Origin of the sequence: Rhodovulum sp. HP10 (assembly GCF_047553435.1) — a bacterium.
Taxonomy (GTDB): Bacteria; Pseudomonadota; Alphaproteobacteria; order Rhodobacterales; family Rhodobacteraceae; genus Rhodovulum.
Window position 1 is genome coordinate 2242237 of the sequence record NZ_CP180201.1, and the last position, 12764, is coordinate 2255000.

The 12764-nt window shown below is 67.8% G+C and carries 12 protein-coding genes (1 of these 12 running past the window's edge); 8 read left to right on the forward strand and 4 right to left on the reverse strand.

Features of this window, described 5'->3' with window-relative positions:
- Position 1: 1 nt before the first annotated feature.
- Complete coding sequence (locus ACK8CO_RS10555; protein ID WP_414896595.1) at positions 2-1204, reverse strand: CaiB/BaiF CoA transferase family protein; 1203 nt, start codon at positions 1202-1204, stop codon at positions 2-4.
- Positions 1205-1459: 255 nt separating this feature from the next.
- Positions 1460-1885, reverse strand: a complete 426-nt coding sequence (locus ACK8CO_RS10560; RefSeq protein WP_080617690.1) for a MerR family transcriptional regulator — start codon at positions 1883-1885, stop codon at positions 1460-1462.
- A gap of 102 nt (positions 1886-1987) precedes the next feature.
- Here ACK8CO_RS10560 and ACK8CO_RS10565 point away from each other — a divergent pair, with 102 nt between their 5' ends.
- The 4 genes from ACK8CO_RS10565 (at position 1988) to ACK8CO_RS10580 (ending at position 5935) form a co-directional block, all read left to right on the forward strand.
- The gene (locus ACK8CO_RS10565; protein ID WP_414896596.1) at positions 1988-4273 is read left to right on the forward strand and encodes a heavy metal translocating P-type ATPase; all 2286 of its coding nucleotides are present in this window, start codon (positions 1988-1990) and stop codon (positions 4271-4273) included.
- Between the two features lie 90 nt (positions 4274-4363).
- Positions 4364-5257 carry an SPFH domain-containing protein gene (locus tag ACK8CO_RS10570; RefSeq protein ID WP_080617688.1) on the forward strand — a complete coding sequence of 298 codons (894 nt, stop codon included), beginning with the start codon at positions 4364-4366 and terminating at the stop codon, positions 5255-5257.
- Positions 5257-5523, forward strand: coding sequence for an NfeD family protein (locus ACK8CO_RS10575; RefSeq protein ID WP_080617687.1), 267 nt, complete (start codon positions 5257-5259; stop codon positions 5521-5523). Before ACK8CO_RS10570 ends, ACK8CO_RS10575 begins: the two co-directional genes overlap by 1 nt.
- A complete protein-coding gene (locus ACK8CO_RS10580) occupies positions 5513-5935 on the forward strand; it encodes an NUDIX hydrolase (protein ID WP_414896597.1) in 423 nt (140 codons plus the stop codon). The genes ACK8CO_RS10575 and ACK8CO_RS10580 overlap by 11 nt, the downstream gene beginning before the upstream one ends.
- Positions 5936-5945: 10 nt before the next feature.
- On the opposite strand, the gene pyrF is transcribed toward ACK8CO_RS10580, so the two are convergent.
- Positions 5946-6656 carry an orotidine-5'-phosphate decarboxylase gene (gene pyrF, locus ACK8CO_RS10585; RefSeq protein ID WP_414896598.1) on the reverse strand — a complete coding sequence of 237 codons (711 nt, stop codon included), beginning with the start codon at positions 6654-6656 and terminating at the stop codon, positions 5946-5948.
- A 200-nt stretch (positions 6657-6856) separates the two neighbouring features.
- Here pyrF and clpB point away from each other — a divergent pair, with 200 nt between their 5' ends.
- Entirely contained in the window at positions 6857-9472 is a 2616-nt protein-coding gene (gene clpB, locus ACK8CO_RS10590; protein WP_080617684.1) for an ATP-dependent chaperone ClpB, read from the forward strand.
- Between the two features lie 88 nt (positions 9473-9560).
- On the opposite strand, the gene ACK8CO_RS10595 is transcribed toward clpB, so the two are convergent.
- Entirely contained in the window at positions 9561-10007 is a 447-nt protein-coding gene (locus ACK8CO_RS10595; protein ID WP_414896599.1) for a DUF302 domain-containing protein, read from the reverse strand.
- 112 nt (positions 10008-10119) lie between these two features.
- On the opposite strand from ACK8CO_RS10595, the gene ACK8CO_RS10600 reads away from it, so the two are divergent.
- From ACK8CO_RS10600 to msrQ, 3 genes are all read left to right on the forward strand, one after another.
- A complete protein-coding gene (locus ACK8CO_RS10600; RefSeq protein WP_080617682.1) occupies positions 10120-11619 on the forward strand; it encodes an FMN-binding glutamate synthase family protein in 1500 nt (499 codons plus the stop codon).
- A gap of 67 nt (positions 11620-11686) precedes the next feature.
- Complete coding sequence (gene msrP / locus ACK8CO_RS10605; protein WP_414896600.1) at positions 11687-12592, forward strand: protein-methionine-sulfoxide reductase catalytic subunit MsrP; 906 nt, start codon at positions 11687-11689, stop codon at positions 12590-12592.
- Positions 12592-12764, forward strand: partial view of a protein-methionine-sulfoxide reductase heme-binding subunit MsrQ gene (gene msrQ / locus ACK8CO_RS10610; protein ID WP_414896601.1) — the beginning only. Its footprint extends 436 nt past the window's final position; 173 of the gene's 609 nt are visible here — the first part of the coding sequence; its start codon is at positions 12592-12594; its stop codon lies beyond the right edge, outside the window. Before msrP ends, msrQ begins: the two co-directional genes overlap by 1 nt.

Consider the following 12764-nt stretch of genomic DNA (forward strand, 5'->3'; position numbering starts at 1 on the left):
CTTACGCCCGCATCCGGTCGGTCTGGGCCGCGGCTCCGGCGGCAAGGAGCGCTTCGATTTCATCGGAACCAAGGCCCGCCTCGGCCAGCACCTCGCGGCTGTGTTCGCCCAGCGCGGGCGGCGTCATCCGGACGGGCGGCGTCTCGCCGTCATAGCGTACCGGATGGGCCAGCATCACCATGGGCGAGCCGCCCCGGGTCTCGGCCTCGACGAAGGCGCCCAGATGCCGGACCTGCGGGTTCTGGGGCAGGGCGTCGTAATCCTCGACCGGCGTGTGCCAGACCCCCGCGGCCTCCAGCAGGGGCAGCGCCTCGGCCATGCTCAGCCCCGCCATGCCCTGCTGCACCAGCGTCGCGATCTCGCCGCGTCTCGAAAAGCCGTCTTCCTCGGTGAAGGCGGCCAGTTCGGGCAGGTTCAGCGGTTCGGCCAGATCGGCGGGCTTGCACATCGAGATCATGACATGGCCGTCGCTGACCGCGTAGATCCCGTAGGGCGCCGGGCTGAACCAGTTCGCCAGCCCCGCCTCGCCGCGCGGACCCTTGCGGCTGGCGCCGTTCATCCAGGCGGTGATCGATTCGCCCTGCAGGTCGAGTGCCGCCTGCAGCATGTTGACCTCGACCTTGCGGGCGACGCCGGTGCGCTCGCGCTCGAACAGGGCCGCGACGATGCCGCCTGCGGTCAGCGCCGCGGCATGGTGGTCGATCGGCACCGTGCCGATGGCGACCGGCCCGCCCTCGAGGCTGCCTGTATGGGCGGCAAGCCCCGTCATCGCCTGCAAGAGCACGTCCTGGCCGGGGCGCTTGGCATACGGGCCGTCGGCGCCATAGCCGGTGGTCGCGGCATAGATGATACGGGGATTGATCCGGCGCAGCTCGGCCTCGCCAAGCCCGAGCTTGTCCATCGTACCGGGGCGGAAATTCTCCATCACCACATCGGCGGTCGCGATCAGCCGCCTGACCGCCTCAAGGGCCGCCGGCACCTTGAGGTCCAGCGCGAGCGAGCGCTTGTTGCGGCCGGTGGTCATGTGGTTGACGCTGGTCTCGTCGACGAAGCGGTTGGCGACGGCCCAGTTGCGCTGGAAGGCGCCGCCGATAGGCTCGATGGCGATCACGTCGGCACCCATGTCGGCCAGATGCTGCGCCGCCGCAGGGCCCGAGAGGAAATGGTTGAAACTGAGAATCCGAATACCGTCGAGCGCGCCCATATCTTTCCCCATGCAAAAGCCGGGATCAGAGTAGCGCCGGGCCGGGGTCAGCCGGAATATGCGTTTCTATCGTATTTCTTCGGGCGAAAATTCGAAAAGGCTATAGTTGGCCCGGATCGGCCCTTAGGTCTTGCAAGATCCGTGAGGCGGATGAAAGTCCGGCCGACCGGCCGACCGGCCGTCAGCCGCCTTCGTGCCGGGCCGCGGCAGGTCCATGGCGGGACCGGTGTCGCCGGGCGCTCGTGACGGCGGCGGTCAGGAGATGCGGGTATGGTCGGTGCTGCAGAGTGCGTGATCGCCGATCGATTCCAGCACCCGGCATTCGGCCGCGCTGCCCCCGGCGCATTGCTCGATCATCCGTTCCAGTTCGGTCTTGAGCGCGGTCAGCCGGGCCAGCCGCGCCTCGACCGCGGTCAGTTGCCGCCGTGCCACGGCATCGGCCGCCGCGCAGGGGCGCTCGGGATGATCGGCAAGGTCGAGCAATTCGCGGATCGCATCCAGCGGAAAGCCCAGCTCGCGGGCATGGCGGATGAAGGCCAGTCGCTGAAGGGTGGCTGTCGGATAGAGCCTCTGATTGCCGCTGCTGCGCTCGGGGGCGGCCAGCAGTCCGATCTGCTCGTAATACCGGATCGTGGGCACCTTCACGCCCGCGGCCTTGCCGAGCTTGCCGATGGTGAGCATGAAAATGCCTCTTGAAGCTATAGCCTCTAGAGACATTAGGGTGCGAATCGGCAACGGGCAACAGGCCCGTCGCAGGTGTTTCAATTGTTTCACGAGGCCGCCATGACTGCCCTGACATCTCTGCGAACCTTCGAATGGACCGTGACCGGCATGGATTGCGGGTCCTGCGCGGGCAAGGTCCGCGGCGCGGTCGAGCGGTTGCCCGGGGTCGACGAGGTCGAGGTGTCGCTGATGCGCGAGAAGCTGCGGCTGCGGCTGGAGGCGGGAACAAGCTCGCCCGCCGAGGTCGAGGCCGCGGTGCGGGCGGTGGGCTTCGGGATCGGACCGGCCGGGCCGCAGCCCGGGCAAGGCTCTGGGCAAGGGGCCGGGCAGGGGAATGGCGGTGAGTGCGGCTGTCATTGCGGCTGCGGTGGTTCCGGGGCCGAGGCCGGGCTGGCGGAGCCTGCCGCCGCGCCCGAGCAGGCAGCCAAGCCCTGGTACCGGACCGGGCGGGGCGGATTCGTGCTGGCCACGGGCGCGCTTCTGGCAGCGAGCTGGGCGGCGGGGCTGGTCTTGCCCGCCGCGCTGGCCGGGCTGCCCTTCGTGTTGGCCTGCCTGATCGGGCTGGCGCCGGTGGCGCGCCGGGCATGGTCGCTTGCGCGGGCGGGCATGCCCTTCACCATCGAGATGCTGATGACGCTGGCCGCGACCGGCGCGCTGGTGATCGGGGCCGCCCAGGAAGCGGCGATGGTGGTGTTCCTGTTCGCGGTGGGCGAGTTGCTCGAGGCGGTGGCGGCCGACCGCGCGCGGGCGGGCATCCGCGCGCTTTCGGCGCTCGTTCCGCGCCGGGCCCGGATCGAGGAGGCGGACGGTCGGCTGCGCGAGGTCGCGGCCGCCGATCTGCTGCCGGGGCAGCGCATGCTGGTGCGGCCGGGCGACCGGATCCCGGCCGACGGGACCATTGTCGAGGGCGTCTCGGGGATCGACGAAAGCCCCGTCACCGGCGAGAGCCTGCCGGTGACGCGCGGCCCCGGCGATACCGTCCGCGCGGGGTCGATCGCGACCGAGGCGGCGCTTCGGGTCGAGGTCACGCGGGCCGGGGAGGACAGCACCATTGCCCGCATCGTCCGGCTGGTCGAGGAGGCCGAGGCGGCCCGCGCGCCGACCGAGCGGTTCATCGACCGCTTCAGCCGCTATTACATGCCGGCCATCGTCGGACTTGCGGCGCTGGTCGCGGTGGTGCCCCCGCTGGCCTTCGGGCAGGACTGGGGCACCTTCTTCTACCGGGCGCTGGCGCTGCTGCTGATCGGCTGTCCCTGTGCGCTGGTGATCTCGGTGCCCGCGACCATCGCCTCGGCGCTGTCCTCCGGTGCCCGGCGCGGGCTTCTGATCAAGGGCGGCGCGGTGATCGAGACGCTGGCCCGGGTCGAGACTGTCGCCTTCGACAAGACCGGCACGTTGACCGAAGGCCGGCCCGAAGTGACCACGATCCTGCCGCTGGAGGGGCGCGGGGCCGATGAGGTGCTGGTGCTGGCCGCTGCGGTCGAAACCGGGTCGTCGCATCCTCTGGCCCGGGCGATTCTCGCGACGGCCGAGGCCCGCGGGCTGGAGCTGCCGCAGGCGCGCGGGGCCCGCAGCCTTCCGGGGCGCGGCGCCGAGGCCGAGGTCGCGGGGCGGTCTGTCTGGGTCGGGGCCCCGGATCATGCCCCCGGTATCGTCCCGGGCGCCGTCTCGGGCGATGGCCCGGACGAAGGCGGCGCGGGGCAGGAGGTGGCGGCAGCCGTGGCCGGGATCGAGGAAAAGGGCGGCTCTGCGGTGCTGGTGGCCGCGGAAGGGCGCGCGCTTGGCGTGATCGGGCTGGCGGATGCGCCCCGCGCGGATGCGGCCGAGGCGGTGGCCGCGCTTGCGGAAATGGGGCTCCGCTCGGTGATGCTGACCGGGGACAACCCCCGCGCCGCCCGTGCCATCGCCGAACCGCTCGGGCTCGAGCCGCGCGCCGGCCTCTTGCCCGAGGACAAGCTCGAAGCGGTCGCGGCGATGGCCGGCCGGGGCGGCGTGGCGATGATCGGCGACGGCATCAACGATGCGCCCGCGCTGAAACGGGCCGCTGTCGGCATCGCCATGGGGGCGGGCAGCGATGTCGCGCTCGAGACCGCCGATGCGGCGCTTCTGCGCAACCGCGTGACCGATGCCCCGGCGATGATCCGGCTCTCGCGGGCCGCGATGCGCACCATCCATCAGAACGTGGCGCTCGCGCTTGGGCTCAAGGCCCTGTTCCTCGTGACCTCGGTCACCGGCCTCACCGGCCTCTGGATGGCGGTTCTGGCCGATACCGGGGCGACCGTTCTGGTCACCGCGAATGCCCTGAGACTGCTGGCTTTCGATCCGCATCGTGCGACGCGCGGCTGATGGCAGAAACGCGCCGCCATGCGGCGGCGGGACTTCCGTTCCGCCGCGGCGCAGGGCATAGTCCAGGCGCTTTCACGAAAGGATTTACGAATGCCTCTGTCCGAACTTCTGGCGACCTTCATCGGCAGCAATCTCGTGGTCTTGCTGCTGGGCGGTCTTATCCTGCTGACGGTCTTCCTCGGGGTGCGGATCGTGCCGCAATCCGAGAAGCATGTGGTGGAGCGGTTCGGGCGGCTGCGTTCGGTGCTTGGGCCGGGTATCAACTTCATCGTGCCCTATCTCGACCGGGTCGCCCACCAGATCTCGATCCTGGAGCGGCAGCTTCCCAATGCCAGCCAGGATGCGATCACCGCGGATAACGTGCTGGTGCAGGTCGAGACCAGCGTCTTCTACCGCATCCTCGAGCCGGAAAAGACCGTGTACCGGATCCGCGACATCGATGCGGCCATCGCCACCACCGTTGCGGGCATCGTCCGGGCCGAGATCGGCAAGATGGAGCTTGACCAGGTGCAGTCGAACCGCTCGGACCTGATCGCCACGATCAAGGAAAGCGTCGAGGATGCGGTGGTCAACTGGGGCATCGAGGTCACCCGTGCCGAGATCCTCGATGTCAATCTCGATGCCGCCACCCGCGAGGCGATGCTGCAGCAGCTCAATGCCGAACGCGCCCGTCGCGCCCAGGTGACCGAGGCCGAGGGCAAGAAGCGCGCGGTCGAGCTGCAGGCCGATGCCGAGCTTTACGCCGCCCGCCAGGCTGCCGAGGCGCGCCGGGTTTCGGCCGATGCCGAGGCCTATGCGACCGAAGTCGTGGCCAAGGCCATTGCCGAGAACGGGCTTGAGGCGGCGCAGTATCAGGTGGCGCTGAAACAGGTCGAGGCGCTGACCAAGGTCGGCACCGGCACGGGCAAGCAGACGATCATCCTGCCCGCCCATGCGATGGATGCCTTCGCGGACGCGTTCAAGATGCTCAAGGGCCGCGGCTGATGCTCGAGACCTGGTGGGTCTGGCTCGCGGGGGCGGCTGTTCTGGGGATCCTCGAGATGCTGGCCCCGGTCCAGATCTTCTTCGGCGTCGCGGTCGGCGCAGCAGCCGTCGGGGTCGCGCTCTGGCTGGGGCTGGCTTTGGCCTGGCCCTGGCTTGTCGTGATCTGGGGACTGGTCGCGGGCCTGTCCTGGCTGGTGCTGCGCCGGGTGCTGGGCGTGCGCAAGGGCCAGGTCAAGATCTGGGATGACGACATCAATGAGGGATGAGCCCTTCGGCGGCGCAAAGCTTGCGCTGCTGACCGGGCGCGGGCTGGTCTCGATCCTCAGGGACGATGTGCCCCGTATCGCCTGGCCCGGGCATTGGGATTTCGCGGGCGGCGCGCGCGAGGGGCGGGAAAGCCCGTCCGCCTGCGTGCTGCGCGAAACCCGCGAAGAGCTGGGCCTTGAGCTCGATCCGGGGCGGCTGATCTGGCGCCGGACCTATCTCAACAGCCATGGTCGTCCGGTCTGGTTCTTCGTGGCCCGGATCGATGCGGCCGAGATAGCCCGGATCCGCTTCGGCGATGAGGGGCAGGGCTGGGCGGTGATGCCGGTGGCCGATTATCTGGCCCATCCGAAGGGGATCGGCCAGCTCAAGGAGCGACTGGCCGATTACCTGGCGGAGCAGCCCGGCGCCTGAGCCCGCGCCGTCAGGCGCGCCCGGCCTCGGGCGCGGCCAGCTCGGCCTGAATGGCCAGCGCTGCCGCGCGCGGGTCCTCGGCCTGCCAGACCGGACGTCCGACCACGATGTGATCGGCCCCGTCTGCAACCGCCCGGGCCGGAGTCGCGACCCGCTTCTGATCGCCAAGCGCCGCGCCCGCGGGCCGCACGCCCGGGGTCACGATGAGGCGGCCCGCAGCTTCGGGCAGGGCGCGGATCATCGCGGCTTCCTGCGGGCTGGCAATCACCCCGTCGGCCCCGGCCGCGAAGGCGCGCCCGGCGCGTTCGGCCACGAGATCGGGCAGATCGCCCGCGCGGATCAGGCCGGCATCCAGATCGGCGCGGTCGAGCGAGGTCAGGAACGTCACGGCAAGGATCTTCGTCTGCGACCCGGCCGCACCCTCGCGCGCGGCGCGCACCACATGGGGGTCGCCATGCACGGTCAGGAAATCCAGATCGAAGCGGGCGAGGCCCCGGACCGCCGCCTCGACCGTGGCGCCGATGTCGAAAAGCTTCATGTCGAGGAAAATCCGCTTGCCGTGCTCGTCCTTCAGCTCGTGCGCGAGCGCCAGCCCGCCGCCCGTCAGCATCCCCAGCCCGATCTTGTAGAAGGAGACGGCATCGCCGATCCGGGTGGCGAGCGTCAGCCCGGCATGGGCATCGGGGACGTCGAGGGCGACGATCAGGCGGTCATCGGTCATGGGGGCGCTCCTTGGCGGACGTGGATCGGGTCGGGCCGGTTTCTACGGGGCCGCGCCAGCCCCGTCCAGCACGACAAAGCGTGGGCGTGGTCTTGCATCCGCCCCGCACCCTTCCCAGATTGCGAAACAAGGCCCGCAAAGGAGGATGCGCTGTGGGGCAGGCATCCCGGAGGCGGGCGCTTCTAGGAAAGGAGAACCCGATGAACCTCGAGAAGTTCACGGAACGGTCGCGTGGCTTTCTGCAGGCCGCCCAGACCATCGCGATGCGGGAAAGCCACCAGCGGCTGGCGCCCGAACACCTTCTGAAAGCGCTGATGGACGATGAGGAGGGCATGGCCTCGAACCTCATCCGCCGGGCGGGCGGTGCGCCCGAACGGGTGCTGGAGGCGGTCGAGGCCGCGCTTGGCAAGATGCCCAAGGTCACCGGCGATGCGGGTCAGGTCTATATGGACCAGGCCACCGGCCGGGTGCTGGACGAGGCCGAGACGCTGGCGAAAAAGGCGGGCGACAGCTTCGTGCCGGTCGAACGCATGCTGATGGCGCTTTGCATGGTGCCGTCGAAGGCCAAGGACGCGCTCGATGCGGGGGCGGTCACGGCGCAGAACCTCAACACCGCGATCAACGACATCCGCAAGGGCCGCACTGCCGATACGGCAAGTGCCGAGGATGGCTATGAGGCGCTGAAGAAATATGCGCGCGATCTGACCGAGATGGCCGAGGAGGGCAGGATCGACCCGATCATCGGCCGCGACGAGGAGATCCGCCGCGCCATGCAGGTGCTGAGCCGCCGGACCAAGAACAACCCGGTCCTGATCGGTGAGCCCGGCGTCGGCAAGACCGCGATCGCCGAGGGGCTTGCGCTTCGGATCGTCAATGGCGACGTGCCCGAGAGCCTGAAGAACAAGCGGTTGATGGCGCTCGACATGGGGGCGCTGATCGCGGGCGCGAAATATCGCGGCGAGTTCGAGGAACGGCTGAAGGCGATCCTGAACGAGATCTCGGCCGCGGCGGGCGAGGTGATCCTGTTCATCGACGAGATGCACACGCTGGTCGGCGCGGGCAAATCCGAAGGCGCGATGGATGCGGCGAACCTGATCAAGCCCGCGCTGGCGCGGGGCGAGCTGCACTGCATCGGCGCGACCACGCTCGATGAATACCGCAAGCATGTCGAGAAGGACGCGGCGCTGGCGCGGCGGTTCCAGCCGGTCTTCGTCGACGAGCCCACGGTCGAGGACACGATCTCGATCCTGCGCGGCATCAAGGAGAAATACGAGCTGCACCACGGCGTCCGGATCTCGGATGCGGCGCTGGTTGCGGCCGCGACGCTCAGCCATCGCTACATCACCGACCGCTTCCTGCCCGACAAGGCCATCGACCTTGTCGACGAGGCCGCCAGCCGCCTGCGGATGGAGGTCGACAGCAAGCCCGAGGAACTGGACGCGCTCGACCGCGACATCCTGCAAAAGCAGATCGAGGCCGAGGCGCTCCGGAAGGAAGACGACGAGGCTTCGAAGGACCGGCTTGAGAAGCTCGAGGCCGAACTGGCCGAGATGCAGCAGCAATCGGCCGAGATGACCGCGAAATGGCAGGCCGAACGCGACAAGCTGGATCGGTCCCGTCAGCTCAAGGAACAGCTCGACCGGGCCCGGGCCGAGCTTGACCAGGCCAAGCGCGAGGGCAATCTGGCCCGTGCCGGGGAACTGTCCTACGGCATCATCCCGCAGCTTGAAAAGGCGTTGTCCGAGGCCGAGAGCCGCGAGGATGACGTGATGGTTGCCGAGGCGGTGCGGCCCGAGCAGATCGCCCAGGTCGTCGAACGCTGGACCGGCATCCCGACCTCGAAGATGCTGGAAGGCGAGCGCGACAAGCTTCTGCGCATGGAAGAGGAACTCGGCCGCCGCGTGATCGGCCAGAAAGAGGCGGTGAAGGCCGTCGCCAATGCGGTGCGGCGCGCACGCGCCGGGCTGAACGACGAGAACCGGCCGCTGGGCTCGTTCCTCTTCCTCGGGCCGACCGGCGTCGGCAAGACCGAGCTGACCAAGGCGGTGGCGGAATACCTTTTCGACGACGATCAGGCGATGGTCCGGATCGACATGTCGGAATTCATGGAGAAACACGCCGTCGCCCGGCTGATCGGGGCTCCGCCCGGATATGTCGGCTATGACGAGGGCGGCGTTCTGACCGAGGCGGTGCGGCGCCGGCCCTATCAGGTGATCCTGTTCGACGAGGTCGAGAAGGCGCATCCGGACGTCTTCAACGTGCTGTTGCAGGTGCTCGATGACGGGGTGCTGACCGACGGGCAGGGCCGCACGGTCGACTTCAAGCAGACGCTGATCGTGCTGACCTCGAATCTCGGGTCGCAGGCGCTGAGCCAGCTGCCCGACGGGGCCGATGCCGAGGCGGCGCGGCGCGAGGTGATGGAAGCGGTGCGCGCCCATTTCCGGCCGGAATTCCTGAACCGGCTGGACGAGACGGTGATCTTCCACCGCCTGACCCGCGAGGACATGGACGGCATCGTGACGATCCAGCTCCGGCGGCTGCAGAAACGGCTGGATCCCCGCGGTATCGTGCTCGATCTCGACGAGGCGGCGCGGAAATGGCTGGCCGATGCGGGCTATGACCCGGTCTATGGCGCGCGGCCGCTGAAACGGGTGATCCAGCGCAGTCTGCAGGACCCGCTGGCCGAGGCGCTGCTGGCCGGCGAGATCCGCGACGGCGGCAAGGTCGGGGTGACGGTGGGGACCGAGGGCCTGATCATCGGCGACCGCGTGGTCGGGTCGAACCGGCCGAAGCCGGAGGATGCAGTCCTGCACTGATCGGGCCTGCACTGATCGGAAGCGCGGGACCGTAACGCGGCGAGATGGGGCGCCCGGGTCTGACGATCCGGGCGTCTTTTGCTGCCTGTCAGTCCAGCCCGACGACCTCGCGCACGATGGAGTCGAGCAGCGCCTCGACCTCCTTCATCGGCCCCTCGGGATAGGTGTTGTAGCCGATCGTCGTCTTCTCGGGCGATTGTGGATATTGCAGCACGAAGATGCCGTAAGGGCAGAACCGGATGTTGAGCGGGTCGATCTCCATCACCTTGCGCGAGAGCGAGGCCGGACAGAAGCTGTAGATATCGGCCTTGAGAAAGATCGTCTTGTCCGAACCCAGATCGGCCCGGGTCCGTTCCAGCATCTCGCCCGGATGGCTGACGCTGTCGATCACCAGGCCGCGATCGGTGATCGCTGCTTCAAGTTCGAAGGCGACGTCCTCGAAACTCTGGCTGGTGGTGTAGGTGACCGGGGCCGCCGCGACAGCCTTCGCCGCAAGAAATGCGGCAAGTATCGTCGCGGTAAGTATTGCTTTCATCTTTTCCTCCGAGGCTGGTGCCGCGCGGGGTTGTATCCGTTCTATTGTCCGCGCAGGTTATCCGAAACGGCGGGGCCGGCATCGTCCGCCCGCGCAGGCATACGAGGGCAGGATGGGCTGGGCCTATTACGCATTGCAAGTGCTGGCGGGTGCTTTTGCGCTGGTCATCGGTACCCTTCTTATGGTCAGCCTTGCGCTTTTCATCATCGACCGGACCCAGACCGGCGACGCGATCCGCCGCAACTACCCGGTGATCGGTCGGTTTCGCAATATCTTCACAAAGCTGGGCGAGTTCTTCAGGCAATATTTCTTCGCGATGGACCGCGAAGAAATGCCTTTCAACCGGGCACAGCGCGATTGGGTCGCACGGGCCGGGGCAGGCAAGAGCAATACCGTGGCTTTCGGGTCGACCCGAAATCTGAGCATTCCCGGTACGCCGATTTTCGTCAACGCGGCCTTTCCGCCGCTCGAAGGTCAGTTCGCCAGTACCGCGCCGATGAAGATCGGCCCCTTCGCCCGCATTCCCTATGTCACCTCGTCCTTTTTTCATATCTCGGGCATGAGCTACGGCGCGATTTCGAAACCTGCGGTGCAGGCGCTGTCGAAGGGCGCGGCCCAGGCGGGGATCTGGCTCAATACCGGCGAAGGCGGCCTCTCACCCTATCATCTCGAGGGCGGTTGCGACATCGTCTATCAGATCGGCACCGCCAAATACGGCGTGCGCGACGCCCATGGCCATCTGTCGGATGAGAAGCTGGCGGCGCTGGCGGCGATCCCGCAGGTGAAGATGTTCGAGATCAAGCTGAGCCAGGGCGCCAAGCCCGGCAAGGGCGGCATCCTGCCCGCAGCCAAGATCAACGAAGAGATTGCGCGTATTCGAGGCATCCCGTTGGGCGAGGACAGCTATTCGCCGAACCGCCATGCCGAGGTCGGCAATTGGGAGGAAATGCTGGACATGATCGGCCATGTCCGCAAGGTCACCGGCAAGCCCGTGGGCTTCAAGGCGGTGGTCGGGGGGCCCGAACCGTTCGAAGAGCTGTTCGATGTGGTGCGTGCCCGGGGCGCCACCTCGGCGCCCGATTTCATCACCATCGACGGCGGCGAAGGCGGCACCGGCGCCGCGCCGATGCCGCTTATCGACCTTGTCGGGCTGCCGATCCGAGAGGCGCTGCTGATGGTGTCGGACCTGCGCGACGCGGCGGGGCTGCATGATCGGGTGCGGCTGATCGCCAGCGGCAAGCTGGTCAATCCCGCAGATGTCGCCTGGGCGATCGCGGCGGGGGCCGATTTCGTCGCCTCGGCCCGCGGCTTCATGTTCGCTCTGGGTTGCATCCAGGCTCTGAAATGCAACCGTAACACCTGTCCGACCGGCATCACCACCCACCAGCCGCATCTGCAGAAGGGGCTGGTGGTCGAGGAGAAATACCACCGCGTCGCGCGTTATGCCGGGTCGGTGATTTCCGAGGTTGAGACCATCGCTCATTCGGTCGGCGTGTCCGAGCCCCGGCAGATGCGTCGCCGCCACGTCCGGCTGGTGCTGCCCGATGGCAGCACACGGCCGATGAACGAGGTCTATCCCCGCTCTGACCTGATCAACGAACTCGTGAGATGACGTTGTTTTGCCGCGCGGCGGCTGCGGTCTAGGTTTTCGCGCGGGGAACCGCGGAAAGGGAACGATCATGGCAGGGCGCTGGCGAAATCGGCTGAGCTGGTCCGAGGTGACGGCCGAGACGGTCTGGCTCGATCGTCGCCGGATCCTGGGCGGCCTCGCGGCTGCGGGGCTCGGGACTGTAGCCGGCGCCGCGAGTGCCGGGTCCGGGGATATGGCCCCGAACAGCTGGGACGAGATAACCAGCTACAACAATTTCTACGAATTCGGCACCGGTAAGGACGATCCCAGTCGCAAGGCGGGGGCGCTGACCACCAATCCCTGGACGGTCGAGATCGGTGGTCTGGTCGAGCGGCCCGGCCGCTACGATCTGGGAGACATTCTGGCGAAGGTCAGTATCGAGGACCGGCTTTACCGGCTGCGCTGCGTCGAAGCCTGGTCGATGGTCGTGCCCTGGCAGGGATTCGAACTGTCCGATCTTCTGAACATGGCCGGGGTGCAGCCTTCGGCGAAATACGTCGCCTTCGAGACGCTCTACCGCCCCGAGGAGATGCCCGGTCAGCGCAGCCGCATTCTCGACTGGCCTTATGTCGAAGGGCTGAGGCTCGACGAGGCGATGCATCCGCTCACGATCATGGCAACCGGTCTCTATGGCAAGCCGCTGCCGAACCAGAATGGCGCACCGCTGCGACTGGTCGTGCCGTGGAAATATGGTTTCAAGTCGATCAAGTCGGTGGTCAGGCTGACCCTGACCGAAAAGCAGCCGCCGACCAGCTGGAACCGCTATGCCCCGCGCGAATACGGGTTCTACGCCAATGTCAATCCGACGGTAGACCATCCGCGCTGGTCGCAGGCGACCGAACGCCGGATCGGCGGCGGCTTCTTCGCGCCGCGGGTGCCGACCTTGATGTTCAACGGCTATGGTGACGAGGTCGCCGGCCTCTATGCGGGCATGGACCTCACGGCCCAGTTCTGATGACGAGGCTGCAGCGGGTCAATGTCGCCCTGGCCCGGTTTCCAACCTGGCCGGCCTATGTCGCGGGAACGCTGCCTGCGCTTTGGACGATCTGGCTCGGTGCAACCGGGGGGCTCGGGGTCGAGCCGATCAATGCCCTGGAAAACCGTCTGGGGCTGCTCGCGCTGCAATT